22 protein-coding genes and 1 rRNA gene are annotated in these 26,162 nt (G+C 69.8%); 8 read left to right on the top strand and 15 right to left on the bottom strand.

Translation table 11 applies throughout. The annotated features are described in order from the left end of the window. The 5 genes from LDO26_RS08385 to LDO26_RS08365 form a co-directional block, all read right to left on the bottom strand. Positions 1 to 81: ribosomal RNA gene (locus tag LDO26_RS08385) — 16S ribosomal RNA — on the bottom strand; the annotation flags it as partial. A gap of 533 nt (positions 82 to 614) precedes the next feature. Further along, a complete protein-coding gene (ruvX, locus tag LDO26_RS08380; protein ID WP_232130631.1) occupies positions 615 to 1,076 on the bottom strand; it encodes a Holliday junction resolvase RuvX in 462 nt (153 codons plus the stop codon). Next, positions 1,073 to 1,639, bottom strand: a complete 567-nt coding sequence (locus LDO26_RS08375) for a YqgE/AlgH family protein (RefSeq protein WP_232130630.1) — start codon at positions 1,637 to 1,639, stop codon at positions 1,073 to 1,075. Before LDO26_RS08375 ends, ruvX begins: the two co-directional genes overlap by 4 nt. Positions 1,640 to 1,674: 35 nt before the next feature. Continuing rightward, entirely contained in the window at positions 1,675 to 2,445 is a 771-nt protein-coding gene (locus tag LDO26_RS08370; protein WP_232130629.1) for a sterol desaturase family protein, read from the bottom strand. A gap of 3 nt (positions 2,446 to 2,448) precedes the next feature. Continuing rightward, positions 2,449 to 2,904: an FKBP-type peptidyl-prolyl cis-trans isomerase gene (locus LDO26_RS08365; protein ID WP_232130628.1), complete on the bottom strand. Its 456-nt coding sequence runs from the start codon at positions 2,902 to 2,904 to the stop codon at positions 2,449 to 2,451. A gap of 107 nt (positions 2,905 to 3,011) precedes the next feature. Here LDO26_RS08365 and LDO26_RS08360 point away from each other — a divergent pair, with 107 nt between their 5' ends. Further along, entirely contained in the window at positions 3,012 to 3,542 is a 531-nt protein-coding gene (locus tag LDO26_RS08360; RefSeq protein ID WP_232130639.1) for a DNA-3-methyladenine glycosylase I, read from the top strand. Between the two features lie 114 nt (positions 3,543 to 3,656). Here the strand turns inward: LDO26_RS08360 and LDO26_RS08355 are convergent, their stop codons facing one another. From LDO26_RS08355 to LDO26_RS08345, 3 genes are all read right to left on the bottom strand, one after another. Then, positions 3,657 to 4,283: a superoxide dismutase gene (locus tag LDO26_RS08355; protein WP_232130627.1), complete on the bottom strand. Its 627-nt coding sequence runs from the start codon at positions 4,281 to 4,283 to the stop codon at positions 3,657 to 3,659. 339 nt (positions 4,284 to 4,622) lie between these two features. Beyond that, a complete protein-coding gene (locus LDO26_RS08350; RefSeq protein ID WP_232130626.1) occupies positions 4,623 to 5,753 on the bottom strand; it encodes a PilT/PilU family type 4a pilus ATPase in 1,131 nt (376 codons plus the stop codon). 124 nt (positions 5,754 to 5,877) lie between these two features. Then, a complete protein-coding gene (locus tag LDO26_RS08345; RefSeq protein ID WP_180545844.1) occupies positions 5,878 to 6,915 on the bottom strand; it encodes a type IV pilus twitching motility protein PilT in 1,038 nt (345 codons plus the stop codon). Between the two features lie 160 nt (positions 6,916 to 7,075). Between LDO26_RS08345 and LDO26_RS08340 the strand changes: the two genes are divergently transcribed. Continuing rightward, the gene (locus LDO26_RS08340) at positions 7,076 to 7,753 is read left to right on the top strand and encodes a YggS family pyridoxal phosphate-dependent enzyme (RefSeq protein ID WP_255682113.1); all 678 of its coding nucleotides are present in this window, start codon (positions 7,076 to 7,078) and stop codon (positions 7,751 to 7,753) included. An 83-nt stretch (positions 7,754 to 7,836) separates the two neighbouring features. Here LDO26_RS08340 and LDO26_RS08335 read toward each other — a convergent pair whose 3' ends face one another. From LDO26_RS08335 to LDO26_RS08320, 4 genes are read right to left on the bottom strand one after another with little or no spacing between them, the layout of a single operon-like run. Next, a complete protein-coding gene (locus tag LDO26_RS08335) occupies positions 7,837 to 9,123 on the bottom strand; it encodes a hydroxymethylglutaryl-CoA reductase, degradative (protein ID WP_232130624.1) in 1,287 nt (428 codons plus the stop codon). 36 nt (positions 9,124 to 9,159) lie between these two features. After that, positions 9,160 to 9,924: an enoyl-CoA hydratase/isomerase family protein gene (locus LDO26_RS08330; protein ID WP_232130623.1), complete on the bottom strand. Its 765-nt coding sequence runs from the start codon at positions 9,922 to 9,924 to the stop codon at positions 9,160 to 9,162. Between the two features lie 27 nt (positions 9,925 to 9,951). Next, complete coding sequence (locus LDO26_RS08325) at positions 9,952 to 11,196, bottom strand: CaiB/BaiF CoA transferase family protein (RefSeq protein ID WP_232130622.1); 1,245 nt, start codon at positions 11,194 to 11,196, stop codon at positions 9,952 to 9,954. 52 nt (positions 11,197 to 11,248) lie between these two features. Then, positions 11,249 to 11,740, bottom strand: coding sequence for an Lrp/AsnC family transcriptional regulator (locus LDO26_RS08320; RefSeq protein WP_232130621.1), 492 nt, complete (start codon positions 11,738 to 11,740; stop codon positions 11,249 to 11,251). A gap of 556 nt (positions 11,741 to 12,296) precedes the next feature. On the opposite strand from LDO26_RS08320, the gene LDO26_RS08315 reads away from it, so the two are divergent. Together LDO26_RS08315 and LDO26_RS08310 are read left to right on the top strand one after the other, a co-directional pair. Then, positions 12,297 to 13,397 (top strand): helix-turn-helix transcriptional regulator, encoded by a 1,101-nt coding sequence (locus tag LDO26_RS08315; RefSeq protein ID WP_232130620.1) that lies wholly within the window; start codon positions 12,297 to 12,299, stop codon positions 13,395 to 13,397. Between the two features lie 109 nt (positions 13,398 to 13,506). Further along, positions 13,507 to 14,835, top strand: coding sequence for an alpha/beta hydrolase (locus LDO26_RS08310; RefSeq protein ID WP_232130619.1), 1,329 nt, complete (start codon positions 13,507 to 13,509; stop codon positions 14,833 to 14,835). A gap of 249 nt (positions 14,836 to 15,084) precedes the next feature. Here LDO26_RS08310 and LDO26_RS08305 read toward each other — a convergent pair whose 3' ends face one another. From LDO26_RS08305 to argE, 3 genes are all read right to left on the bottom strand, one after another. Beyond that, on the bottom strand, positions 15,085 to 17,229 hold the full coding sequence (locus tag LDO26_RS08305) for a TonB-dependent siderophore receptor (RefSeq protein WP_232130618.1): 2,145 nt from the start codon (positions 17,227 to 17,229) through the stop codon (positions 15,085 to 15,087). 272 nt (positions 17,230 to 17,501) lie between these two features. Next, entirely contained in the window at positions 17,502 to 18,815 is a 1,314-nt protein-coding gene (locus tag LDO26_RS08300; protein WP_232130617.1) for a spinster family MFS transporter, read from the bottom strand. After that, positions 18,812 to 19,984 carry an acetylornithine deacetylase gene (gene argE / locus LDO26_RS08295; protein ID WP_232130616.1) on the bottom strand — a complete coding sequence of 391 codons (1,173 nt, stop codon included), beginning with the start codon at positions 19,982 to 19,984 and terminating at the stop codon, positions 18,812 to 18,814. Before argE ends, LDO26_RS08300 begins: the two co-directional genes overlap by 4 nt. A gap of 371 nt (positions 19,985 to 20,355) precedes the next feature. Between argE and LDO26_RS08290 the strand changes: the two genes are divergently transcribed. From LDO26_RS08290 to LDO26_RS08275, 4 genes are all read left to right on the top strand, one after another. Continuing rightward, positions 20,356 to 21,273, top strand: coding sequence for an alpha/beta hydrolase (locus LDO26_RS08290; RefSeq protein ID WP_232130615.1), 918 nt, complete (start codon positions 20,356 to 20,358; stop codon positions 21,271 to 21,273). A gap of 219 nt (positions 21,274 to 21,492) precedes the next feature. Further along, positions 21,493 to 22,965 carry an APC family permease gene (locus tag LDO26_RS08285; protein WP_232130614.1) on the top strand — a complete coding sequence of 491 codons (1,473 nt, stop codon included), beginning with the start codon at positions 21,493 to 21,495 and terminating at the stop codon, positions 22,963 to 22,965. A 46-nt stretch (positions 22,966 to 23,011) separates the two neighbouring features. Then, entirely contained in the window at positions 23,012 to 24,460 is a 1,449-nt protein-coding gene (locus LDO26_RS08280; RefSeq protein WP_232130613.1) for an amidase family protein, read from the top strand. Positions 24,461 to 24,490: 30 nt separating this feature from the next. Then, positions 24,491 to 26,116, top strand: a complete 1,626-nt coding sequence (locus LDO26_RS08275; protein ID WP_232130612.1) for an alpha/beta hydrolase fold domain-containing protein — start codon at positions 24,491 to 24,493, stop codon at positions 26,114 to 26,116. Positions 26,117 to 26,162: the final 46 nt, after the last annotated feature.

The raw sequence follows: 26,162 nt of genomic DNA, 5'->3' as shown, positions 1-26,162 counted from the left end.
TCCCCTGTGCTGCCGTTCGACTTGCATGTGTTAGGCCTGCCGCCAGCGTTCACTCTGAGCCAGGATCAAACTCTTCACTTAAATGTTTCGGCTCCGTCCCGAAGGACTTCGCCAATGCTTTGAGTGCAGTCGTCTGCCTGAGCCCCAAATTACTCGCTAGCATTGCTGCTATTGAATTGACTTGTTGCTCTGTTAGAACGTCTGCTGATGGACAGTTATCCACCGACCAGACGTCCGCACAAGTTACCTGCGCACACTGTCAAAGATCTGCGGAAAGCGGCCTCAGCGCCTGCCTTCCGATGCCCCGTCGTTTCCTCCGAAGCGAGCCGCCCATTCTAGCGCGGTTTTGGCGTCCGTCAACACCCGAAGGTGGAGATTTTTGCCTCCGCTTCAGCTGCCGGACCGAAGTCCTTTCCGCTGAAGCGAGCCGCACATCTTAGCGCGGTTTCCGGGAACGTCAACACCTCGTGAAGACCTGTGCCGCTCCGTTCCCGGACCCCGCCAGCCGAACCTTGCGGCACGAATCGGCGGGGGGCGAATTGTGCGCGCACCGCGCGCGAACCGCAAGCCTCGATTGCAGATGAAACGGAATTCCGACAACCGATGTGGCGACCTCACACCGGCGTGGCGTCATCCGGAGCGGCGAGCCAGCGCTCGACGATGACGGCGGCGGCGACGGCATCGAGCGCGGCGGCATCGCGCCGCTTGCGACGCCCTGCCGCACGTTCGGCCGCGAACCGCTGGGCGGCCTCGATCGAGCTGGAGCGCTCGTCCACCAGCACCACGGCCACGCGGTAACGTGCCTTGAGTTCGGCGGCGAACGCGCGGGCGCGGGCGCGGATCGGCTGGTCGCCGCCGTCGAGCGTCATCGGGTCGCCGACGATCATGCCGTCCGGCCGCCACTCCCGGTGCAGGCGGTCGATGGCCGGCCAGTCGACCTGTTCGCCATGCACGTCGATGACGGCCAGCGCGCGTGCACCATGCCCGAACGCGCTGCCGACCGCGACGCCGATGCGCCGCGAGCCGACATCGAAGCCGAGCACCGTGCCGTCGCGGCGGATGCCGTCGCCGGTCATGCGTGGCCGGCGTAGTCCGCCAGATGCATCATGTCGACACCGATGCGGCCCGCGGCGGCCTGCCAGCGCGATTCCAGCGCGGTGTCGAACAGCAACTGGGCATCGGCCGGCGCGGTGATCCAGCTGTTTTCGGTCAACTCGCGCTCCAGCTGGCCCGCGCCCCACCCCGCGCATCCCAGGGCGACGACGGCGTTGTCCGGCCCTTGGCCGCAGGCCATCGCCTCGAGCACGTCGCGCGACGTCGTGACGAAGAGGCCGTCGGCGATCTCGAGACTGGAATCCCAGCGTTTTCCGCCATCGTGCAGCACGAACCCGCGCTCGGGATGTACCGGGCCACCGGCCAGCACCCGCCGGTCACGCAGGCGCTGGTCGACCAGCACGATGCCCATCTGTTCGAGGACTTCGCCGATGGTGTACTCCGACGGCCGGTTGACGACCACGCCCATCGCGCCGTCGCCATCGTGCTGGCAGATCAGCGCGACGGAACGCGAGAAGTCCGGATCGGCGAGCGAGGGCAGCGCGATCAGCAACTGGTTGGCGAGTGGCGTGGGCACCGGTGGCATGCCTGCATTCTAGCGAGGCCGGCCGCATCGCGGCATCACGCGCCTTCATGCGGCATGCAGGCCGGTCCCGCATCGTCGGGAAGCCGGGTGCCGCACCAGCGGTCCATGAAGTTGAGCAGGAACCCGTAGTTGCCGTGGTAGCGGGTGTGATGCAGATGGTGGCGGCGGCTCGCGGCCAGCCAGCTGTCATGGCCGGCCGCGGGCCGGAAGTCGTAGTTGCTGTGCCCCAGGTTGTTGAGCAGCAGGCTCAGGACCGGCAGCGACAGCAACGCGGCGAAACTGAAGTCGTGGACCAGCATCGGCAGCAGGATCACGTTGCCCAGCAGCACCGCTTCCAGCGGGTGGAAACTGTAGGTCGCGAACGGCGTCGGCACGCGCGAGCGATGGTGCTGCTGGTGATAGCGCCGCAGTGGCCGCGTGTGCAGCAGCCGGTGGTTGAGGTAGAAGTGCACGTCGTTCCAGACCAGCAGCGCCGCAGCTTCCAGCAGTACCCGCAGCGGCCCCGGGTCGCTGGCCAGCCGCGCCCAGCCGGCCTGCAGGAACCACCACGGAATCACGCTGCCGATGCCGAAGATCAGGATCGAGACCGCGGAGCCGGCGATCTCGTGCCGCAGCTGCCCGGGGCGCAAGGGGGTGGCATCGATGCGATGTCCGATACCCAGCGCCGGCAGCAGATACCGCGTCAGCAGCCAGGTGCCGCCGCACAGCACGCCATACAGGCCGGCGAAGAAGCCCAGCCCCCACAGCACCGCCAGGTGCGCGGGCAACGCGGCATAGGCCTGGCCGAGGGCGACGAAGTCCGGCATCGGTCAAAGCCCGAACTGGATCTCCTGCGGCGTGGCCACGCGGACCGCGACCACTTCGACCTCGGCATGCAGCGGGCGGCCGGCCAGCGGATTGTTGCCGTCGACGGTGATCGAATCGGCATCGATCGCGGTCACCACGACATCCAGCGGCCCCTTCTCGGTCTGGGCGCGCAGTTTCTCGCCGACCGCGGGGATGCCGCGGCCGGTGAACGTCGACCTCGGCAGGCGCTGCACCAGTCCATCGTGGCGCGGACCGAAACCGCGCTCCGGCGGAATGTCGACCGAGAACCGGTCGCCCGCCTGCCGCCCTTCCAGCGCCTGCTCCAGCCCCTGGATGATCGTGCCGGTCCCGTGCATGTAGACCAGCGGATCGTGTCCGTGGGTGGTGGTAATGCGCTGCCCGCTGTCGTCGGACAGCGTGAAGTGGACCGTGGCCACGCGGCGGTGGGCGATTTCCATCGGCGATTCCTGCTGGGCGTTGCCGCATGGTGGCGTGGCGACGCGGGCGCACGCAACCCGGGACGATCCCGATGGGCATGTCGCGCCCGATTCACTATGCTGCGCCGATGAGCGGCTATTGCGACTTCGCCCCGGGCCATCCGCTGCACGGCCCCTACCACGACACCGAGTACGGATTCCCGCAGCGCGACGAGTCGGTGCTGTTCGAACGCCTGCTGCTGGAGATCAACCAGGCCGGGCTGAGCTGGGAGACGGTGCTGAAGAAACGCGCCGGGTTCCGCGCGGCCTATGCCGGCTTCGATGTCGATACCGTCGCCGCGTTCGACGAAACCGATCGCGCGCGGCTGCTGGGCGATCCGGGCATCATCCGCAACCGCATGAAGGTGGATGCCGCGATCCACAATGCGCAGGTCATCCAGGAAATGCGCACCTCGCATGGCGGATTCGCCCGGTGGCTGGACGCGCACGCCAGCGAAGAAGGAAAGCCGCGCGACAAGGCCTCGTGGGTCAAGCTGTTCAAGCGAACCTTTCGCTTCACCGGCGGCGAGATCACCGGCGAGTTCCTGATGAGCCTGGGCTACCTGCCCGGCGCGCATCGGCCGGATTGCCCGGTGGCGCGGAAGCTCGCCCGCAGTTAGCGCCGGTCGATCCAGGACTCGCGGAGCGCATGTGGCGATGACGGGCCGCCATCCGCGCGGCGAAACGCATTCCGGCCGCTTGCGCGGCCGGAATCCAGGCACGGTGCCGCAGGCTCAGCCCTTGACCGCTTCCTGGTAGCGACGCTCGACCTCGTCCCAGTCGACGACGTTGTAGAACGCGGCGATGTATTCGGGACGACGGTTCTGGTACTTCAGGTAGTAGGCGTGCTCCCAGACGTCGAGGCCGAGCACCGGGGTGTTGCCCGAACCCACGCCCTGGGTCAGCGGGCTGTCCTGGTTGGCAGTGCTTTCCACCGCCAGCTTGCCGGCCTTGTCGACGGTGAGCCACGCCCAGCCGCTGCCGAAGCGGGTCAACGCGGCCTTGGTGAAGGCTTCCTTGAACGCATCGAAACCGCCGAGGTCGCTGTCGATGTGCTTGGCGACGTCGCCGACCGGATTGCCGCCGCCCTTGGGCGACATGACCGTCCAGAACAGCGAGTGGTTGGCATGGCCGCCGGCATTGTTGCGCAGCGCCGTGCGCTTGTCCTCGGGCAGCTTGTCGAGGTTGGCGATGACGTCTTCCGGCGACCGGTCTTCCCAGCCGGTGCCTTCGAGCGCGGCATTGGCGTTGTTGATGTAGGTCTGGTGGTGCTTGGTGTAGTGGATCTCCATCGTCTCGGCGTCGATGTTCGGCTCGAGCGCGTCGTAGGCGTAACCAAGCTTGGGGAGGGTGTAGGCCATCTGCGGATCTCCTTGGGATTCGGGAATGAACGCGGCATTGTCCCCTGTCGGGGATCAAGTTGGCGACAAGACCGGCGCACGATAGCAGCGTGCCGGCACCGGCTGCGGGAATGCTGTGTTGCGTGGCGCCCGACAGTGGCCTCGTGCCGGCACTGCCGCACCGCAGCACCTGGAGGCACTGGCCGGCGACTGTCCGGGTCCGCTGCGGCGGATTACAAGGCAAGCGGGCCCGCCTGCACGGGCCTTTGCTGCTGCCGAAATGCCCCGACTGCGCGGCCGGCGCGGCCTTCCCGGCCCGGGCCTACCGACTGCCGGCGATCCCGCCGGGGAAGCGCGGCGTCAGCGGACCTCCGCCACCTCGACGCCATCGAGCCCCTGTGCCAGCGTGCGCGCGTCGCCGCCCTGGGCCAGCTTGATGCGCAGGCGCACCTCGTTGGCGGAGTCGGCGTAGCGCAGCGCGTCCTCGTAGGAGATCTCGCCGGCCTGGTAGAGCTCGAACAGCGCCTGGTCGAAGGTCTTCATGCCGAGGTTGGTCGACTCCTTCATGACTTCCTTGAGCTTGTGGATCTCGCCGTCGCGGATGTAGTCCTGGACCAGCGGCGTGCCGAGCAGGATCTCCATCGCCGCGCGCCGCGACTTGCCGTCGGGCGTGGGGATCAGCTGCTGGGCGACCACACCCTTGAGGTTCAGCGACAGGTCCATCAGCAGCTGGCTGCGACGGTCCTCGGGAAAGAAGTTGATGATGCGGTCCATCGCCTGGTTGGCGTTGTTGGCGTGCAGCGTGCACAGCACCAGGTGGCCGGTCTCGGCGAAGGCGATGGCGTGGTCCATGCCCTCGCGGGTGCGCACCTCGCCGATCATGATCACGTCCGGCGCCTGGCGCAGGGTGTTCTTCAGCGCATTCTCCCAGCTGTCGGTGTCGATGCCGACCTCGCGCTGGGTGATGATGCAGCCGGCGTGCTTGTGCACGAATTCGATCGGGTCCTCGATGGTGATGATGTGGCCGGTCGAGTTCTGGTTGCGGTAACCGATCATCGCCGCCAGCGACGTCGACTTGCCGGTGCCGGTGGCGCCGACGAAGATCACGATGCCGCGCTTGGTCATCGCCAGCGTCTTGATGATCGGCGGCAGATTCAGCTCTTCGATGCTGGGGATGTGCGTCTCGATGCGGCGCAGCACCATGCCGACCTGGTTGCGCTGGTAGAAGCACGAGATGCGGAAGCGCCCCACCCCGGCCACGCCGATCGCGAAGTTGCACTCGTGGGTCTTCTCGAATTCCTCGCGCTGGGCCGGCGTCATCACGTTGAGCACCAGATCGCGCGCCTGTTGCGGCGTCAGCGGGTTCTGGGTGATCGGCGAGATCTTGCCGTGGACCTTCATCGACGGCGGCATGCCGGCGGTGATGAACAGGTCCGACGCCTTCTGGTGCGCCATCAGCTTGAGGAACGAGGTGAAATCGATGCTGCTCATGAGTGGCTCCGTTGGAGCCGGGATTCGGGATTCGGGATTCGGGATTCGAAAGAGCGAATCCATCCCGATCGCGAAGCCTGGCTTGTTCTAATCCCGATTCCCGAATCCCGGCGTCTGTTCGAACTCACTCGAACAGCCGCTTGTCCTTGGCGTATTCCTTGGCGTGCGGCCGCGTGATCAGGCCGCGCTTGACCAGGTCCTGCAGATGCTGGTCGAGGGTCATCATGCCGACCGACTGGCCGGTCTGGATCGCCGAGTACATCTGCGCGACCTTGTCCTCGCGGATCAGATTGCGGATGGCCGGGGTGCCGACCATGATCTCCCAGGCCGCGGTACGCCCGCCGCCGACCTTCTTCAGCAGCGCCTGCGAGATCACCGCGCGCAGCGACTCCGACAGCATCGAGCGCACCATCGGCTTCTCGCCGGCGGGGAACACGTCGATGATGCGGTCGATGGTCTTGGCCGCGCTGGAGGTGTGCAGCGTGCCGAACACCAGATGGCCGGTCTCGGCGGCGGTCAGCGCCAGGCGGATCGTCTCCAGGTCGCGCAGCTCGCCGACCAGGATGTAGTCGGGATCCTCGCGCAGCGCCGAGCGCAGCGCCTCGTTGAAGCCGTGGGTGTCGCGGTGCACCTCGCGCTGGTTGATCAGGCACTTCTGCGAGGTGTGCACGAACTCGATCGGATCCTCGACCGAGAGGATGTGCGCGTATTCGTTCTTGTTGATGTGGTCGAGCATCGCCGCGAGCGTGGTCGACTTGCCCGAGCCGGTCGGGCCGGTGACCAGGATCAGGCCCTGCGGCTGGTCGATCAGCTGGCGGAAGATCGGCGGCGTGTTGAGGTCCTCGAGGGTCAGCACCTCGGAGGGAATGGTGCGGAACACCGCGCCGGCGCCGCGGTTCTGGTTGAACGCGTTGACGCGGAAGCGCGCCAGGCCCGGGATCTCGAACGAGAAGTCGACCTCGAGGAATTCCTCGTAGTCGCGGCGCTGCTTGTCCGACATGATGTCGTAGATCAGCGCGTGCACCTGCTTGTGCTCGAGCGCGGGAATGTTGATCCGGCGCACGTCGCCATCGACCCGGATCATCGGCGGCAGGCCTGCCGACAGATGCAGGTCCGATGCCTTGTTCTTGACCGAGAACGCCAACAGTTCGGCGATATCCATGCGACTCCCCATGATGCTGCTGAATGCCACAGGGCGCGGCGCCGGTCCGCTGGTTGGCGCTGCCCTGTCCCCGGCGGCAGTATAGACCGGTATTCCCGGCCCAAAACCAGCCCATTCACACGGATCGCGACACGTGCCCGACCCTACCCCCGCCCCTGCCCTGGATGCCGTCCTGCTACGCATCGACAACGCCAGCCGACGGGCCGGCCGGCCAGTGCCGGCGCGCCTGCTGGCGGTCGGCAAGACCCGCAGCGCCGCCGAACTGGGCGCGCTGGCGGCTGCCGGGCAGCGGGCGTTCGGCGAGAACTACGTGCAGGAGGCCGCGGGCAAGATCGAGGCGCTGGCCGGGCTGGGCCTGGAATGGCACCTGATCGGCCACCTGCAGTCGAACAAGGCCAGGCTCGCCGCCACCCTGTTCGACTGGGTGCAGACCGTCGACCGGCCGAAACTGGTCGATGCGCTGGCCGCGCACCGCCCCGCAGCGCGTGGGCCGCTGAACGTGCTGGTGCAGGTCAACATCGACGACGAATCGAGCAAGCACGGCTGCCAGCCGGCGGAGGTGCCGGCGCTGGTCGCGGCGATACGCGCCGCGCCGATGCTGCGCCTGCGCGGACTGATGGCGATTCCCGCGCCGCATGCCGAGCCGTCGCGCCGGCGCGATGCGTTCGCGCGGATGCGGCGCCTGTTCGACACCGTGGCCGGCCAGGATCCGGCGATCGACACGCTGTCGATGGGCATGAGCGACGACCTGGAACTGGCGATCGCCGAGGGCGCGACGCTGGTCCGGGTCGGCACCGCGCTGTTCGGGCCGCGCCCCGCGCCGCGACCTTCCTCGTGACCCTCCGGCAGGCTGTCGCTCCACCGCCCGGCCGTTGAGCGACCCGCGCCCATCCGGTTCGTACGCCGGCAGGGCACTGGAGATCACTGCCGATGCGGTTCCGGCTCCGGCCTGAGTTCGGCCAGGAGCTGCCGGGCGCGATCCAGCCGCACATGACCGTCGGCGACCATGCGCTCCACCAGCGCGCCGATCTCGTCCTCGACGGCGCCCGCGGCGGCCGCGACGTTGCGCGCGTGCAGCGACATGTGGCCGCGCTGGATGCCCTCGGTCGCCAGCGCGCGCAGCGCGGCCGTGTTCTGCGCCAGTCCCACGGCCGCGGTGATCCTGCCCAGGTGGGTGGCACTGCGGACGCCCAGCAAGGTCACCGCGGCCTGCGCCGTCGGGTGGGTCCTGGTTGCGCCGCCCACCAGTCCCAGCGCGAGCGGCAGCTCGATCGATCCGACCAGGTGTCCGTCGGCGTCCTTCTCGAAATGCGACAGCGAGGTATAGCGCCCGTCGCGGCAGGCGTGGCAGTGCGCGCCGGCCTCGACCGCGCGGGTGTCGTTGCCGGTCGCCAGCACCACCGCGGAGATGCCGTTCATGATGCCCTTGTTGTGGGTCGCAGCCCGGTATGGATCGGCGGCGGCGAAGCGATAGGCGTCGACGATGCCGTCGACGACGTCCGCTCCGCCGAGCTTCTCCGCGTCGAAGACCGCGCGGGCGCGCACCAGGCGCAGGTCGGCCTTGTTGGACAGGATCCGCAGCAGGCTGCGCCCGCGCGCGATCGCGGCGATCCGCGGCGCCAGCGCCTCGGCCATGGTGTTGACCGCGTTCGCGCCCATCGCGTCGCGGACGTCGACCTGCAGGTGCACGACCACGCAGCGGAAGTCGCCCGATTCGACCAGCCGTACCTCGATGTCGCGGGCGCCGCCGCCGAGTTCGACCAGCAGCGGGTCCTGCGCGTTCGCCAGTTCGAGCAGTTCGTCGCGCGCCTCCAGCAGGCGCAGGCGCGCGCCCTGGGGGTCGGCCACGTCGAGGATCTGCACCTGCGCGATCATCACCGGCGCGGTGCCGGAGGTGTGGAAGCCGCCGCGCTCGCGGGCGATCAGCGCCGCGTTGCTCGCGGCCGCGACCACCGAGGGCTCCTCGGTGGCCATCGGCACCAGGTGGTCGGTGCCGTCGATCAGGAAGTTGGCGGCGATGCCCAGCGGAATCGCGATAGTTCCCACCGCGTTCTCGATCATGCGGTCGGCGATCGCGGCCATCGCGGCGTCTTTCTCCTGCAGCGGTCGCAGCTGGTCGGCGGGCAATCCGCTGGCTTCGACGATCCTGCGGAAGCGGCTGTCCGGGTCGAGCTTGTAGAAACCGGGGATGCGGCTGGTGGCGTTCATGGCGGTCCTGGAGGTCGTTCCGGGGGGAACCGGGGATCAATCGAAAACCGGGGTCTGCTTCCGCGCGAACGCGGCCAGCCCGCGCCGTGCGTCGTCGCTGGTGAAGGCGCGCTGGCCGAGCCGGGCCTCCTCGGCGAACGCCTCTGCCTCCGGCAGGTGGGCGAGGCGGTGCACCGACTCCTTGATCACGGCCAGGGCGGTCGGGCTGAGCGCCTTGATCCGCTCGGCGAGCGCCAGCGTCTGCGGCATCAGCTCCGCCGCCGGCACGACGCGGTTGATCAGCCCCTTGGCGAGCAGCTCGTGCGCGCTGAAGCCGTTGGCGGTGAGCAGCAGCTCCATCGCGTGCGCGTAGGGAATCTGCCGGACCAGGCGTACCAGCGTGCCGCCCGCCGGCACGATGCCCAGCGACGGCTCCGGCAGCGCGAACGTCGCGTGCTCGGCCGCGATGCGGATGTCGGTGCCCAGCATGATCTCGAAGCCGCCGCCCAGGCACAGGCCGTTGATCGCGCACAGTACCGGCTTGTAGAGCCGCAGGTTCTTGAGGTGGGCGTCGTCCCATTGCGAGATGTCGAACCTGTCCTCCATCAGCGCGGGAATCGACTCGCCGAGGTCGGCGCCGACGCAGAACGCGCGCTGGCCGCTGGCGGTCAGGATCACCACGCGCACGCGCGGGTCGTCGCGCGCGGCGATGAACGCGTCCCCGAGCTCACGGTACATCGCGAGCGTCAGCGCGTTGAGTTTCTTCGGACGGTCGAAACGGACCATCGCGATGCCGTCGGACACCTCGTAGGCGATTCCCATCAGCGTGCTCCCGTCAGCATGCGCCCATCACACTGCGCCCAGCGCCCTGAGACGCCGCAGTTCTTCCGCGTCGATGCCCAGCAGGTCCGCATAGACTTCGGCGTTGTGCTGGCCGGGCCGCGGCGCGTGCCCGCGTGCCTCCGCCGGCGTGCCGGAGAGCTTGATCGGCGTGCCGAACATGCCGACCCGGCCTTGCGGATACTCGACGTCGACGATCATGTCGCGCGCGGCGACATGCGGATCCTCGACCACCTCCTTGATGTTCTTCACCGCGCACAGCGGAATGTCGTCGCCCGCCAGGGCCTCCAGTTCGGCCTTGCCGCGTTCCCGGAACCACGCCTCCACGACCGGCTTGACGCGGCGCGCATACACCGCCGGGTCGAAACGCTTGGCCATCGTGTCGATCTCCGGGTCGGAGATCAGCTCGGGCGTGCCGAACTTGCGGCACGACAGCGCCCACAGCTTGTCGTTGTAGCCGCCGAAGAAGACGTGGCCGTCCCTGCACGGAAACTGCCCGTAGGGCCGCACGAACGGATGCTCGTTGCCGAGTGGGCCGGCGATCTCGCCGTCGACGGTGTACTTGACCACCGCGTTCTCGGTCAGCGCGAGGACCGCATCCTGCTGCGACACGTCGACCATCTGCCCCAGCCCCGTGCGCTCGGCTTCGCGCACCGCGGCCAGCACGCCGATGGTGGCGAACAGGGTGGCGGACACGTCGCCGACGATCGTGCCCACGCGCACCGGCGGCCGGTCCGGGAACCCGTTCATCGACCACAGCCCGCCGGTGGCCTGGCCGCTGTTGTCGAACCCGGGCTTGCGCGCGTTCGGACCGGTCTGGCCGAAGCCGCTGATCGCCGCGTAGACCAGCCGGGGATTCGCTTCGCGCAGCACCTCGTAGCCCACGCCGAAACGCTGCATCGTGCCGGGGCGGAAGTTCTCCACCAGCACGTCGGCGCGGGCCACCAGTTTCTTCAGCAGTTCGCGGCCGGCCTCGTGCTTGAGGTTCAGGGTGATGCCCTGCTTGTGTCGGTTGTACTGCGCGAAGAAGGCACTGAAGCGTTGGTCTCCCTCGCCGACGAACGGCGGAAAATCGCGGACGTAGTCCGGATCGTCGGGATGCTCGACCTTGATCACCCGCGCGCCCAGGTCGGCCAGGATCATCGCGCAGTAGGGACCGGCCACGACCCGGGTGATGTCCAGCACCACGAGCCCGTGCAGGGAGCCGCGGCGTGGCGCGGCGGGCGGCGCGCCATCGAGACCGGCGGCGGTCATCGCGCGTCCTCCCGGGCACGATGCGTCGGCGGCGTCCGCCGTGGCGCCGGGATCAGCCCGGGCCGCCGGCCGGCGTCAGCGGATAGCCCGCGAAGGACTTCATCTCCTCCATCAGGAAGCTGGAGACGATCTTCTCCACGCCGAAGTCGCCGTCGGTCATCTCCCGCATGATCCGCTTCCAGTCGTGGATGTCGCTGACCACAACCCGCAGCAGGTAGTCGTAGTGGCCGCTGATGCGCGCCGATTCCACGATCTCCGGCGTGCGCCCGGCCCAGGCGTCGAAATCCACGAACCTGCCAGCCGAATGACGCTCGAAGGACACCTGCGCGATCACGATGGTGACGGTCCGTATCCGGTCGACCGCGACGTGCGCACGGTAGCCGGTGATCAGTCCCCTCGCCTCCAGGTCGCGGATCCGGCGCAGGCATGCGCTGGGCGACAGCGCCACCCGGTCGGCCAGCTCCCGGTTCTTGATCTGCGCATCCTCCTGCAGCGCCTGGAGGATCCTCAGGTCGATCCGGTCGAGGGAATCTTTGTGGGGCATGCCTGGCACCGGACATCGCGATTGCCCGAAGTGTCGCCCGTGGACCGGCGGGCAACAACCGGTCCGACGATGCGGCCGCCGCCGGACTGCGGAGGGAGCCGGAATTAATCGGCGTATTGCACGCATCGGCAGGTGTGGCACAAGCGTCTGCGACCGTCCATACGCCGAATTGTTGCGTCATCCCCCGCCCATTCCCTTGCAGAACAGCCACATAGCGGATTCCGCGCGGGTCCTGCCGCCACTGGACAGCGGACACCGGGCATCTTTTCATGCGGGAGTGGAAGGGGAATCTGGCGGCCATGGTCCGGGCGGTCGACGGAACGTGGTTCGAGCCTAGCCCCCGGGCATCGCGACAGACATGCCGATCCGGGCGGCGACTTCGCCGAAGCGGTCCGGGACGCGCGGCGACATGCGCTGGCGTGCAGGACCTGCGCCCCCCGTTCCCGGTCCGTTCCATGTCAAGGTGCGGGCGTACGCCGCCATCAGGATGCTGGCGATCTCGAGCACGACCCGGACACGGAGTCCGCGGTTCGGGCAGGCACGGGAGTGAGGCTTGATGATTCTCGACGATCGCACCATCGAAGACATGCTGGGTTGTGCGGGACAGCCGGCGGAAGCGGCCTGCTGGCGCAGCGCGGCGGTCCACGAAGGCTGGCGCGAGCCGCTCGTTTCCGGACAGGGTTTCCGGCACCGCTACGATGAATCCCTCGGCGATGGCGGCTGGGTGTTCCACCAGCTCAACGACGCCCTGTCGATGGCGATCGTCGATTTCCGCGCCGCGCGCCCGCTCTCGCGGCTGCACCGCCACGACGATCATCTCGTGTTCTGCGCCTGGATCGAGGGGCGAAGCACGATCTCCGCCGGCGGCGACCTGGCCGACGAGGAACTCGCCCACGGGTTCTGCACGTTCTACGGCCTGCCGAGCGGCGATGCCGTGCGTACCGTGTACGAGCCCGATCGCCCCCTGCGCTGGGTCTCGATCTTCCTGCGGCGCGACCGCGTCAAGGATGTCCTCGGCCTGGACGCCCAGGCATTGCCGGCGATCTTCCGCGACTACATCCTGCACCGGGCGCCGACAGGCCTGCGCCACGTGCCGCTGGGCAGTGCCGCGAGCATCGCCGCGACCCAGGCGTTCGAATGTCCCTACGAAGGCGAACTGCGACGGCTCTACCTGATCGCGAAGGCGATCGAGATCGTATGTGCGGTAATCCAGTCGCATGCGGAGGACAACCGCGGCGACGGCCACGGGTTGCGACGGGCGGATGTCGAGAAGGTCAAGCTGGCCCGGGAGATCATTGAAAGAAACCTCGACGAGCCCCTGAGCGTCTCCGAGCTCGCCGCCGCGGTCGGCATGACGATCAAGAAGCTGCAGTACGGATTCCAGGTCATGTTCCGCGGCAGCGTGGGACAGGTCTACAAGCAGGTCAGGTTGTCGAGGGCGATGGCGCTGGTGAGCAAGAGCGACATGCCGATGATCGACATCGCGATCGAATGCGGCTACGAATGCCCCGGGAGCTTCACCCGCGCGTTCAAGCTGGCGTTCGGTTCCTGCCCGACCCTGGTCCGGGGCACGGCGAGCCGCGCCGCGATGGCCGGACCGCCGCGCGACCGGAGCGGTTGCGTGCCGGCGTCGGGCAACGGGTCGCTCGTGAACTAGCTGGCGCCGGACGCGCCGCGCGCCGCCCCCGCCTCCGCGGTGGCGGCCGTCGCCCTGCCATCGATGATCGAGGCGTCGATCGTCCATCTGCTGTCGTCGAGGAAGCTGCATGATCCCGAGGTACTCAATCATCGCCGTTGCCATCGCCGCCTGGATCGGCATGTCGGCCGCATCCGCGTCGGCCCTGCCCGCACCCGATGGCGAACATGCCGTCGGCGTGGTCAGGGCCGAGTTCGTCGATCCGTCGCGTCCCCTCGATGCCGGCGACCGGGCCGGCGGACCGCGGCGGCTCCCAGCGATCGTGTGGTATCCCGCGGACGCGCCGGCCGCCGGCGAACCCGCCGCCTACCTGGAGGACGAGGTCGCCGCCACGACGCTGCCGGCCATCGCCCGGAACTTCGGCTATGCCGAAGACGAACTGCGACCGCTGGCGACCGCCCGCATGACGGTGCATCCGGGCGTACCTCCGGCGCGGCACCCGCACGGATTCCCGGTGGTGGTCTACAGCCACGGCTTCTTCCTGTACCCGGAACAGAACAGCGTCCTTGCATCGCGACTGGCGAGCCATGGCTACATCGTGGTGTCGATCGCACACCCGGGGGACGCGGCGGACGTACGCCTGGAGGACGGGCGCGTCGTCGCGACCACGATCGCCGGCGAAGGCGACGACCCACGTCTGGCGGACGCGTTGAAGGTCCTGGCGGGAGGGCCGGACCTGGCCGTGCGCCGCGATGCGCTGTCCGTCTACGCCGACGCGCTACCCGCCACGCGGATCGGCCGTTCCTTTGCCGACTGGCGCGACGACACCGTGGCGGTTGCCGGGAGCATCCTCGAAGGCCGCGAGCCCGAGGCCATCCGCGACGTGCTGGCGGGCGCGGACCGCGGTCGGCTGGCATTCGCCGGCATGTCGTTCGGCGGCGCCACCTCGGCCACGACCTGCAGGCTGGTGGACGCCTGCCGGGCGGCGGTCAACCTCGACGGGCAGAATTTCGATCCGGACCTCTACGACCGCTCCGTCGGGCGGCCGATGCTGCTGATGCTGAGCGACTGGACCCGCTACGGTCTGCTCGAAGGGCAGCCGCGGGACGCGGACTTCAGCCCGAACGACCTGGCCTACGAAGCATGGAACGACGCGGGACGGGACGATGACGTGGTGCGCGTCCGCCTGCAGGGCATCCGCCACATGGGATTCACCGATCTGGCCGCCCTGCTGGACGACCCGAAGCGGGAAGAACGCGTCGGCGAGATCGGGGGTGGCGAGGCGTTGGCGGCGATCGGGGACATGGTCCTGGCGTTCCTGGACACGCATCTGCGCGATGGCGATGCCGCGGACGTCGACCGCGCGATCGAGCGCCATCCCGCGCTCGTGCGGCATGTGCCTTCCCGGCTGAGGGCTTGGACGACGGCACAGCGCGAGGCCGCTTCCGACCTGCCGTGAGCGGCGTGTCGGCTGCTTTTCTCGCTTCCCCCGCTTGCGGGGCATTGCGCCCTTTACGGGTGGAAGGTGCCGAAGGCGGATGGGGGGCGCCGCAGGCGCGAACAGCGCCCTCATCCGGCGCTGCGCGCCACCTTCTCCCGCTTGCGGGAGAAGGAATGGAAATGCGCCGCTTGCGGGAGAAGGGACACCCGCGATCGCAGCGAGGATGTCGATCAGGCCGGGGCCCGCCGTGTCCGGCGAAGGGAGTGCTCAGAAGCGCCAGTCCAGGCTGAGCGCGTACTCGCGCGGCGCGCCGTAGTAGCTGACCGAGTACAGGCTCTGGATGTACTTCTTGTCGGTGATGTTGTTGACGTTCGCGCGCAGGGTGACGTCCGGACGGATGTCCCAGGCCGCAAAGGCGTTGAACAGCGTGTAGCCGCCCTGCCGCACCGGTACGTCGGGAATGTAGCTCTCCACGTTGGAGATGCGGCCCTGCCAGCGGCCGCCGAAACCGAAGGACAGCGCCGGGTGGCCCGACAGGCGCGTACTGAGCAGCAGGTTCGCGGTCCGGCGCGGCACCCAACTGTAGGTGTCGCTGCCGTCTTCGCCATCCATCGACAGCTGGGTGTAGCCGAACAGCAGGTTGGTGTGCTCGCCGAGCCTTCCGGTCGCCTCGAATTCGAAGCCCCGGGAATCGATGTCGACGGGCCTGGAGTAACCGTAGGCATAGCCGTCCATGAACCGCGTGCCCACGTAGGTGGCCAGCCCGTCCTGTCTGGCGCTGAACCAGGCCAGGGTGGTCAGCAGCCGCTGGTCCAGCCACTCGGCCTTGACGCCGATCTCGTAGTTGGTGCCCTTGCTGGGGTCGAAGTAGCGCCGGTCGTAGTCGACCTCGTCCTGCGGCTGGTAGATGTACGAGTAGTTGGCGTAGCCGGTGATGCGATCGGTGAAGTCGAAGGTCACGCCGGCATACGGCGCCAGGTTGCGGTCGGTGATGTCGGAGGTCCCGCCGGCGTTGTCGGTGCTGTCGCGCTGGAACTGCGCCCAGTTGAAGCCGAGGATGGTCTTGAAGCGGTCGGTGAACGCCAGGCGGGTCGCGCCGAACACGCGGGTCAGGCGCTGGTTCAGCGTGGTGTAGACGGCGCGGTCGCCCCAGACAGGCTCCGGGATCGCGTCGCCCGCGTAGGGAAACCCGGGGAGTGCACCGAACTGCGGGCCGCTGGTGTCGGTCGGGTTGTACCAGTCGGTGCCCTCGCTCCTTGCCGAGCTCACGCCGAACATCGCCTCCTGTTCCTGTCCGAACAGCTCGAAGCGACCGTGGACGGTGATGTCGCCGAGGTGCGCCCTGGTCTCGTAGGGGCTCTTGTAGGCCCAGCCGTACAGGCCTTCGCCGGTCGCCGGATCCAGCCCGAAGGAATACGCCATGAACAGCTTGGCGTCGTGGTCGTAGACGCGGTAGTTGTACGAGGCCTTCACCTGCCAGCTGTCGCCGAGCCGGTGCGTGTAGTCGACGAACCCGGCATGGGTGGTCGAATTCCAGTAGGTCCAGTCCTGCGTGGTCGAGGCGCTGCGGTCCCATTCGAGCTGGTTGCCGCCGGTGTCGATGAAGCTCAACGCGCCCCACATGTTGCCGCTGGTATCGGCCTTCTGCCAGGAATACCCGAGCGCCAGCGTGCCGTTCTCGCCGACCTGGCCGTCGACCACGCCGTAGAGGTAGCTGCGATCGCTTTCGAAGTCGCGCAGGTAGGAATCGCTCTCCTCGCGCACGGCCACCACGCGGCCCGCCCAGGTGCCGTCCTCGGTGAACGGCGTCGAGTAGTCCGCCTCGACGCGGCGGCGGCCATGGGAGCCGAGGGTCAGGCCGACCTGCCCCTGTGCGTCGTTGGTCGGACGCTTGCGCACGTAGTTGATCGTGCCGGACGAATTGCCCACGCCGGTCAGCAGGCCGTTGGCGCCGCGGATCACCTCCAGCTTCTCGAAGCCGAAGGAATCCATCGCATTGGTGACCACGCCCCAGCCGTTGGGCAGGCCGACGCCGTCGATCTGGGTGTTCTTGATCTCGAATCCGCGCGCCAGGTACTGGGTCTGGTTGGTCGAGGTCTGCTCGACCTGGATGCCGGTGGCCAGGCGCAGGGCGTCGTCGAGGCTGTCGGCGCCGAACTGGTCCATCTGCTCCTTGGTGATGACGCTGATCGACTGCGGGGTCTCCTTGATGTCCAGGTCGAGGTTGGTCGCGCCGTTGCTGACGCGGCTGGCGCGCTGGCCGACGACCAGGATCCGGTCCAGTTCCGTGGCCTGCGCGTCCGGCGTGTCCGTTCCGGCGGTCTGCGCATGCGCGTGTACGGCGGTCAGCAGGCCTACCGCCAGCAGGGAAAGGGAAGGCAGGCCGACAGCGCGTTGGGACGAGGTGGTCATGGGAACTCCTGGGCGGACTAGCGGGCGGACGTGGCGGAGAAGAGACATCAAACTGAAACCTCACACGGCGATGATTCCCGTTCCGGGATGTCCGCTGGGCCCGGCGCATGCCGAAGGCCAGCGACGGCCTGCAGGTCCGCAGGCTTCGGGCATTCCGATCGGGCCTCCCTCCCCGGAGGCTCGTGTCGCCGGGCGGCGATGACGCTCACGCCCGGCGTTTGACGACCTTGGTGCAGCGCGCCGCGTCCTGCTTGGCGGATCGGCGCCTTCCCTTATCCATTCGATGCCGGCGCCGGTGCCGCGGTCTCGCGAGCGTCGATGTCGGCGCGCAGGTGCCGTGCCGCCATGACGAAACCGAATACCGACACGGCGGAGCCGGCCATCGCTGCGAGCATGGCGTAGCGCAGCGAATCCTCGCCCAACGCCGGCTTCCACAGGTCGCTGGCGAGGCCCACGAACTGCGGTCCGAGCCCCAAGCCGACGACGTTGTCGATCAGGATCAGGGTCGCGACCGCGGTCGCGCGGCTGCGCAACGGCACCAGCCGCTGGACGACGGCGATCGTCGGGCCGATGAACGCGGCGGTCAGCGACAGCGGGACGATCGCCGCCGCCAGTGCGACGCCGGTGTCCTGCGCAAGGAAGCAGATCGGCGCCAGCGGCAGAGGGGCGAGGGCCGCGAGCGCAGGGACCCAGGCGTACCAGCGCCGGTCCTGGCGCCCGAAGCGGTCGGCGAGATGGCCGGCCATGTAGGTCGCCAGGCCGCCGCAGACGCCCATGATCAGGGCCATGGCGATGCCGATCTCGCTGGTCGACAGGCCATGGCTGCGGCTGAGGAACAGCGGGAAGAAACTGCCCAGGGCGTAGGCGGTGAAGCAGGTCGAGCAGGCGCCCAGCGCGGTATAGCGGAACGCGCGGCTGTGCCAGAGCTGCCGCATCACCGTGGCGAAGCCCGGCGCGTCCTCGTGCACGGCCGCGGGGTCGCTCGCGCCACGCTGCGGGTCGCGCACGGTCGCCAGCAACACCACCGTCAGCACCAGCCCCGGGGCACCGGCGGCGATGAACGCGGTGCGCCAGCCCCAGGCCTCGGCGATCGCGCCGCCCGCGGCGAACGCGACCAGCACGCCGAGGTTCGCGCCGGTGGCATAGACCGCCTGCGCGCGGGCGCGCCGTTCCGGCGGGTAGAGGTCGGTGATCATCGTCTGCGACGCAGGCCCGGTGCCGGCCTCGCCGACGCCGGTCAGGATCCGCGCCACGGCCAGCTGCCAGAACTGCACGACGAGGCCGCAGGCGATGGTCATCGCCGAGAACAACGCCAGCGAGGCCGCGATCAGCCGGCGGCGGTTGACCCGGTCGGCGAGCAGCGCCAGCGGCACGCCCATCGTGGCGTAGAAGAACGCGAAGGTCGGCCCCACCAGCAAGCCCAACGCGGTGTCCGACAGGTCGAATTCCGCCTTCACCTGCGGCAGCAGGATCGCCAGGATCTGGCGGTCGATGAAGTTGACCAGGTAGATCGATGTCAGGACGCCGAGCACCCAGTTGCGGCCGCCGACGATCCGGCCCGGGACGCTGGTGCGGTCGTCGGTCACCTGCACAGCGCTTCGACCAGGCGGTCCATGAACGCTTCGCCGGCCGCGAGCTGGCTGGTCTCGATGTACTCGTCCGGCTGGTGGGCCTGGGCGATCCGGCCAGGCCCGCAGATCACCGTCGGCAATCCGGCGCGCTCGAACAATCCCGCCTCGGCGACATAGGAGGCGACCTCGCGCTCGGGCGTGTCGGTCAGCCGCGATACCAGTTCCAGCGCGGGCGCGTTGCCGACGCCGGTCAGCGGCGGCACGTCGGACAGGATCTCGGTGGCGATGCCGCAGTCGGCGAAGCGCGCGCGGATCGCGGCGTCCAGTTCGCGCGCGCAGGCCTCCACCTCGTCGTACACCGCCCGTGCCTCGGTCGGCGAGGCCGAGCGGATGTCCCAGACGAAGCTGCATTCGCGCGCCAGGATGTTCGGCGCGGTGCCGCCGTTGATCAGGCCGATGGTCGTCGTGGTGTGCGACGGCTCGAACCCGCTGGCGTCCTGCGGGGCCGCGGCCAGGCGGTCGGCGATCTCGACGATCCGCGCCATCAGCCGCGTCGCGACCATGTTCGCGCTGACGCCCAGGTGGGTCTGGCTGGAATGCGCCTCGTGGCCGAGCACGGTGGTGCGCAGGCCCATGATGCCCTTGTGCCGGTCGACGATGCGCATGCCGGTGGGCTCGCCGACCACGACCAGGCCGGGACGCGGCACGCCGGCGAGCAATGCCTCGATCAGCGACGGCGCACCGAGCAGGCCGACCTCCTCGTCGTAGGACAATGCGAAATGCACGGGCCGCTTCAGGCCGGCGGCGAGCATCGCCGGTACCCGCGACAGGCCGGCGGCGAGGAAGCCCTTCATGTCGGCCGTGCCGCGGCCGTGCAGCCGGCCGTCGCGCTCGCACAGCGTCCAGGGATCGCTGCTCCAGTCCTGCCCGTCGACCGGGACCACATCGGTATGCCCGGACAGGACCACGCCGCCCGCAACCTCCGGACCGATGGAGAACAGCAGGTTCGCCTTGCGACCCGCCGCGCCGGCGATCCGCGTCGAGCGCACGCCCATCGCGTCGAGCCACGCCGCGATCGCATCGACCAGCGCAAGGTTGGAGTTGCGCGACGTCGTGTCGAACGCGATCAGCCGCGCGAGCCACTCGCGGGCGCTGGCGGGGAAGGCGGGAGGCGTGGTGGTCAAGGCCTGGCCTGTTGCGGGGATGAGCCCCGAGCCTAGCCGCGCCCCGCCGCGATGGACATGCCGATCGGTCCCGCGGCTTATCCGAAACGCCCCGGACCGCCCCGGGCGTCTTGCCATCGAGCGGGCTTGCTGCCTCAATGGCTTGCCCTGGGATTGTATCGACATGTCGAGGCATGTCCCTTCCCCGCAAGCGGGGGGCATGTTGTATTTCCCTTCCCCCGCAAGCGGGGGAAGGTGCCGAAGGCGGATGGGGGCGCGCCGCGGGCGCGAACAGCCCCCTCATCCGGCGCTGCGCGCCACCTTCTCCCGCTTGCGGGAGAAGGGCCAACGGCAGAAGGGCCAACGGCACGATGACGAGACGGGAGCGCGACATGGCGGGAACGAGCGGGATTCGCGAGAGGGCCGGGACCGCGTTCCGTCGCGTCGCGATCGGTGCGGCCGCCTGCCTGTGGGCCGTGCAGGCCTGGGCGCAACAGGCGCCGCCGGCCGCACCGAGCTACACGATGCCCGCCACCCAGGTCTGGGACCTCGCCGCCGACAGCGGCGAGGTGTACCGGATCTTCGTGTCCTACCCGGCGGGCAAGGAGGCCGAGGCGCCCGAGGACGGGTATCCGGTGCTGTACGTGCTCGACGGCAATGCCTACTTCGCGTCCTTCGCGCAGGCGCGGTGGGTGCAGGAGTACCTGCCGGTCGGCAAGTCGATCGTCGTCGGCGTCGGCTATCCCACCGACGAGGCCTGGGACGTGCGTCGGCTCAAGGACTTCACCGCACCGCTGCTCGACCCGCCGCCGCGGCAGTGGCGCGCGCTGGCGCAGTACGAGAGCGGCGCGCGCCGGCAGTTCCTCGACTTCCTGACCGGCAAGTTGCGCGAGGAGATTGGCCGCCGCCATCGCGTCGATCCCGACCGTCATTCGCTGTTCGGCCACTCGCTGGGCGGCCTGTTCGCGCTGTACGCGCTCTACGAGCGGCCCGGCGCCTTCCATTCGATCGTGGCCGCCAGCCCCTCGATGGAATGGAACGCGCAGGGCATCCTCGAGGACGAGCGCGCGTTCACCGCACGGCTGGCCAGCGGGCAGGTCGCCGGCAGGACCAGCCGGCTGATGGTGATCGTCGGCGACCGCGACACCGACGACGATCCGGAACCGGCGCGTGCGCTGGTCGAGCGGCTGGACCGGCTGTCCGGCCATGGCCTGCGCGTGCGCCTGCGCCGCTATCCGGAGGAAATCCATGTCAGCGTGCCGGCGCGCTCGGTGACCGACGTGCTGCGGTTCGCGTTCGAGATCCGCTGAGCCTCAACGGTCGCGGTACCGATCCGTCGGGCACTGCGCCCGAAGACGCGCAGCGGCGGATGGCCGGTTCGGCAAAGTCCGGGGGCGGGATGGCGAAGCAGCGAAGCATCGCCGCGGACAGCATGAAACCGCCATGATCGATCGACCACGCTTCTCCGCTTCCCGCAGCGGTGCACCTGCCCCAGCCCCGCCATCCGCGGCTCCCGCGGAGCCGGCACGGTGACGGTGCCTGCGCGCGCGGTCGGGGCGCCGGGACTGCAGCTCCGCCTCGGCTGGGGTTCGCTGCTGGTCCTGGGCGTGGCCCAGATCCTCGGTGCCGGCGTATACGTCCTGGTCGGGACCGCCGCGTCGCTGTACGCGGGGCCGGCGGTGACGCTGTCGTTCCTGATCGCCGGACTGGCCTGCCTGCTGGTCGGCCTGTGCTATGCCGAACTGGCCTCCAGCGTGCCCGAATCGGGTTCGGCCTACAGCTACTGCAGGCACACGCTGGGGATCGGGCCGGCCTGGGCACTGGGCTGGCTGCTGTTCCTGGAATTCAGCGTGGCCGCCTCGCTGCTGGCGGTCGGCTTTTCCGGCTACCTCGGCAGCCTGCTGGCAGACCTCGGCCTCATCCTGCCGGAGGCGATCTCGACGCCCGCGATCCAGCTGCTGCCGGTGGACGGCGGCAAATCGCTGGTCGTCAGCGGCCATGCCAACCTGGTCGCCGCGGGCGCGGTGCTGGCCGCGGGCGCGATCGTCGCGCTGGGCACCTCGCGCTCGTCGCTGGCCAACATGGTCCTCGTCGTCGTGAAGGTGCTGGTGCTGGCCGGCTTCATCGTCGTCGGCGCGACGGCGGTCGATCCCGGCAACTGGTCGCCGTTCGTGCCGCCCAACGAGGGCGGGTTCACCTACGGCTGGGAAGGCGTGGCGCGGGCCGCCGCGCTGCTGTTCTTCGCCTTCCTCGGCTTCGAGACGGTGTCCACGGCGGCGGCCGAGACCCGCAATCCGCAGCGCGACGTGCCGATCGGCATCCTCGGCTCGCTGGCGATCTGCGCCACCCTGTACGTGCTGGCGGCGGTGGTGCTGACCGGGCTCGTCCCGTTCCGCGAACTCGACGTGCCCGACCCGATCGCGCTGGCGGTGGACCGCATCGGCTGGCCGCAGTTCGCGGTGGTGATCAAGATCGGCGCGCTGGCCGGCCTGGCCTCGGTGCTGCTGGCCAACGCCTTCGGGCATTCGCGGGTCTGCTACGCGATGTCCCGCGACGGCCTGCTGCCCGACGCGTTCAGCCGGCTGCATCCCACCCGCAACAGCCTGTGGATCGCCAACCTGCTGCTGGCCGGACTCGCCGCGATCAACGCCGCGCTGCTGCCGATCTCGGTGATGGCGGACCTGATCTCGTTCGGAGTGGCCTTCATGTTCGCGATGGTGGCGATCAGCCTGATCCGGATACGCAGCACCCAGCCGGAACGGCCGGGCCGTTTCCGCGTACCGCTGGGCGGCGTGCGCATCGGCGGCGTGTGGCTCGGCGTGGTGCCGGTCTGCGCGATCGTGATGAGTTTCGCGATGACCCTGCCGGTGGCGCTGGACATCCTGCAGCAGGCCCGCAACGGCGACCTGCTGCCGGTCGTGCTGCTGGCCGTCTATGCCGCGATCGGCGCCGCGCTCTACCGCTTCTACGGCCGCGACCGCGCACGGCGCCGCAGCGCCTGACGCGTCCTCCCCTTCCCCGCTGCCGAAACCCGACGGAACCCGCCGCATGTCCCGCAACCTCCTCACGCGCCCCGATGCCTTCGCCATCGGCCGCCTGGACGCGCACGACCAGGCCGCCCTGGTGCGGTCCGGGGACATCGATGCCGGCGGCCTGGTCGAGGCGGCGATCCTGCGGATCGAGGCGCTGGACCCGACGCTGCAGGCATTGAGCCACCGCGCCTTCGCGCTGGCCCGCCACGAGGCCGCGGCCCTGGATGCCGCAAGCGGCGGCGCCGCGGCCCGCGGTCCGATGGCCGGCGTGCCCTGGCTGGCGAAGGATTCGCTGGACCATCCGGGCATGCCGACGCGCGCGTGCTCGCGCAGCCGCAGCGGCGTCCTGGTGGAAACCGGCTATCCGTATGTCCAGCGGCTCATCGCCGAGGGCCTGGTCGCGGTGGGCAAGTCGTCGATGCCCGAGTTCGGACTGCTCGCCTCGACCGAACCGCTGCAGGGGCCGGTGACCCGCAACCCGTGGTCGCTGGCGCATTCGCCGGGCGGCTCCAGCGGCGGTGCCGCGGCCGCGGTCGCCGCCGGCCTGGTGCCCTTCGCGCACGGCAGCGACGGCGGCGGCTCGATCCGGCTGCCGTCCTCATGCTGCGGCGTGGTCGGCCTGAAGCCCGGTCGCGACAGCACCGTGCGCGTGCGCGGCCGGCACCTGGTCGAGGACCTGCTGGTCGCCGACGGCCTGCATGCGCGCAGCGTGCGCGACGCCGCCTGGGCGTTCGCCGCGACCCACCTGCAGGCCGGACGCGCGATGGTGAAAGGCCCGTCCAGCCGGCGCCTGCGGATCGCGGTGATCGGGCACGGCCTGCGCGGCGCGGCCCCGCACCCCGACGTCGGCGATGCCATCGCGCGCACCGCGGACCTGTGCGCAAGCCTCGGCCATCGCGTGGAACGCGCCGCCTGGCCGCTCGACGGCGACGCCTTCCTGGGCGCATTCGAGGACCTGTGGTCGCACCTGGCCGCCGACGCGGTCGATGCCGCCACGGCGCTGGTCGGCGGGCGCCGGATCGAGGACGCGGTGGAACCGTGGACGCTGGGCCTGGCCGAGCGCGCGCGCCGCCTGCCCACGCATGCGCTGGAGGCGGCCTACCGGCAGATCGCGCAATTGCCGCGACAATTGTCGGCGTTCTTCGCCGATCACGACCTCGTCCTGACCCCGGTCGTCAGCGCGCCGCCGCCGCCGCTGGGCACCTTCGCCCCGGACGTGCCGGCCGACACCCTGCTGCGGACGATGTTCGCCTGGATCGACTACACGCCGCTGCAGAACATGGCCGGCACGCCGGCGATCTCGCTGCCGCTGTCGCACAGCCGCGACGGCCTGCCGATCGGCAGCATGTTCGCGGCCGACCGCGGCCAGGAGGACACCCTGCTCGCACTCTCCTACGAACTCGAAGCGGCGGCGCCCTGGGCCGACCGCTGGCCGGCCCATTCCGTGGCCGGCGCCGCTGCCTGAAACAAGCCCCGCCCCCATCGCAAACAGATCATGTCCGACCCCGCCCTGTTCCAACCCCGCTCTCCGCGCGACCTTGCCGACCTCGTCGCCGGGCAGCCGCTCGCCTGGATCGTCTCCGGCCCGGCCGGCGCGCTGTCGGCCACGCCGCTGCCGGTCCAGCTCGAATGCGATGCGGAGGACCGCCCGCTGCGCCTGCTCGGGCACTTCGCCCGCAGCAACCCGCAATGGCGCGCGTTCGCCGAAGACCCGCGCGCGACCGTGCTGCTGATCGGCCCGCACGGCTACGTCTCGCCGTCGTGGTTCGCCGACCGCAGCCGCGCGCCGACTTGGAACTACGCCAGCGCCGTGTTCGAGGTGGACATCGAACTGCGCGACACGCCAGGCGATGCCGACCGGCTGCTGCGGCACCTGGTCGACGACGTCGAGCGCGGGCGCCCGGGCCCGTGGTCGATCGAGGAAATGGGGCCGCGCTACCTGTCGCTGCGCGAGCACGTGGTCGGCTTCCATGCCCACGTCCGCGACGTCCGCGCCACCTTCAAGCTGGGCCAGGACGAGCGCGACGACGTCTTCGACGACATCCTGCGCGGACTCTGGAACACCCGGCAGCACGCCCTGGCCGGCTGGATGCGCCGCTTCGACGGCGGCCGCGGCGCCGATGCCATCGCGGCCATCGCGCCGCGCGCCAGGCCGATCGACCCGGAGATCGCCGGCTTCATCGACAGCGTGATCGCCGAGGGCCGGCGGATCACCGCCGGCCGCACGCTGGACTGGCCGACGCGTCGCGAGATCGTGGAGCAGGTGCGGCGCCCCTGGCGCGCGGGCGGCCCGGCCATGCCGCGGACCGAGGAGATCCTCGCCGACACCCGCCATGGGCCCGTGCGCCTGCGCATCCACGACCCCGCGCCCGGCACGGCCAAGCCGACGCTCGGCTTCCTGCACGGCGGCGGCTGGGCGATGTTCAGCCTGGACACCCACGACCGGGTGATGCGCGAACTGGCCGCGCGCGCCGGCGTCGCGGTGGTCGGCATCGACTATGCGCTGTCGCCCGAGGTGCGCTATCCGGTGGCGCTGGAACAGGTCGTGGACGTGGTGCGCTGGCTGCAGGCGCACGGCGCGGCGCACGGGCTCGACGGGGAGCGGCTGGCGCTCGGCGGGGACTCGGCCGGCGGCAACCTGAGCACCGGCGCGGCCCTGAAACTGCGCGACCTCGGCGAGGGCGGCCGCGTCTCCGCCGTGCTGAGCTACTACGCCGGTTTCACACCCGACTGCTCGCCGCACTCGCGCCGCCGCTACGGCACCGACGAGGACATGCTGACCGCGGCCGAGGTCGACACGTTCTGGAACTACTACATCTCCGGGCCGAACGACCGCAACGATCCCTGCATCCATGGCCTGCTGGCCGACGTGGAGGACTTGCCGCCCTACTTCATCGGCATCGGCGAGTGCGACGTGCTGGCCGAGCAGAACCTGACCATGGCCGGCAAGCTGCTCGCCGCCGGCGTGCCGGTCGACGTGAAGCTGTACAAGGGCGCGCCGCACAGCTTCATCGAGGCGGTGTCGGTATCGTCGATCGCCCGGCAGGCGCTGGAGGACGGCGCCGCCTTCCTGCGCCGGACGTTCGGCCTCGCCGGCGCCGCCCCGCCGGGCCGGGAATGAGCGGACTGCCGGGCCGACGGCGCAAGGCGCACGGAGCGGCCTGATG

The organism is Proluteimonas luteida (assembly GCF_021191695.1).
GTDB classification, from domain to species: domain Bacteria; phylum Pseudomonadota; class Gammaproteobacteria; order Xanthomonadales; family Xanthomonadaceae; genus Luteimonas; species Luteimonas luteida.
Note: the sequence above shows the minus strand (reverse complement) of the source record. Positions and strands in the feature narration are given on the sequence as shown.

What these genes read in the sequence shown, in the direction of transcription:
- ruvX (WP_232130631.1), bottom strand. Translation starts at nt 1,076, where the DNA reads ATGACCGGCGACGGCATCCGCCGCGACGGCACGGTGCTCGGCTTCGAT.
- LDO26_RS08375 (WP_232130630.1), bottom strand. Translation starts at nt 1,639, where the DNA reads ATGCCACCGGTGCCCACGCCACTCGCCAACCAGTTGCTGATCGCGCTG.
- LDO26_RS08370 (WP_232130629.1), bottom strand. Translation starts at nt 2,445, where the DNA reads ATGCCGGACTTCGTCGCCCTCGGCCAGGCCTATGCCGCGTTGCCCGCG.
- LDO26_RS08365 (WP_232130628.1), bottom strand. Translation starts at nt 2,904, where the DNA reads ATGGAAATCGCCCACCGCCGCGTGGCCACGGTCCACTTCACGCTGTCC.
- LDO26_RS08360 (WP_232130639.1), top strand. Translation starts at nt 3,012, where the DNA reads ATGAGCGGCTATTGCGACTTCGCCCCGGGCCATCCGCTGCACGGCCCC.
- LDO26_RS08355 (WP_232130627.1), bottom strand. Translation starts at nt 4,283, where the DNA reads ATGGCCTACACCCTCCCCAAGCTTGGTTACGCCTACGACGCGCTCGAG.
- LDO26_RS08350 (WP_232130626.1), bottom strand. Translation starts at nt 5,753, where the DNA reads ATGAGCAGCATCGATTTCACCTCGTTCCTCAAGCTGATGGCGCACCAG.
- LDO26_RS08345 (WP_180545844.1), bottom strand. Translation starts at nt 6,915, where the DNA reads ATGGATATCGCCGAACTGTTGGCGTTCTCGGTCAAGAACAAGGCATCG.
- LDO26_RS08335 (WP_232130624.1), bottom strand. Translation starts at nt 9,123, where the DNA reads ATGAACGCCACCAGCCGCATCCCCGGTTTCTACAAGCTCGACCCGGAC.
- LDO26_RS08330 (WP_232130623.1), bottom strand. Translation starts at nt 9,924, where the DNA reads ATGGGAATCGCCTACGAGGTGTCCGACGGCATCGCGATGGTCCGTTTC.
- LDO26_RS08325 (WP_232130622.1), bottom strand. Translation starts at nt 11,196, where the DNA reads ATGACCGCCGCCGGTCTCGATGGCGCGCCGCCCGCCGCGCCACGCCGC.
- LDO26_RS08320 (WP_232130621.1), bottom strand. Translation starts at nt 11,740, where the DNA reads ATGCCCCACAAAGATTCCCTCGACCGGATCGACCTGAGGATCCTCCAG.
- LDO26_RS08315 (WP_232130620.1), top strand. Translation starts at nt 12,297, where the DNA reads ATGATTCTCGACGATCGCACCATCGAAGACATGCTGGGTTGTGCGGGA.
- LDO26_RS08310 (WP_232130619.1), top strand. Translation starts at nt 13,507, where the DNA reads ATGATCCCGAGGTACTCAATCATCGCCGTTGCCATCGCCGCCTGGATC.
- LDO26_RS08305 (WP_232130618.1), bottom strand. Translation starts at nt 17,229, where the DNA reads ATGACCACCTCGTCCCAACGCGCTGTCGGCCTGCCTTCCCTTTCCCTG.
- LDO26_RS08290 (WP_232130615.1), top strand. Translation starts at nt 20,356, where the DNA reads ATGGCGGGAACGAGCGGGATTCGCGAGAGGGCCGGGACCGCGTTCCGT.
- LDO26_RS08280 (WP_232130613.1), top strand. Translation starts at nt 23,012, where the DNA reads ATGTCCCGCAACCTCCTCACGCGCCCCGATGCCTTCGCCATCGGCCGC.
- LDO26_RS08275 (WP_232130612.1), top strand. Translation starts at nt 24,491, where the DNA reads ATGTCCGACCCCGCCCTGTTCCAACCCCGCTCTCCGCGCGACCTTGCC.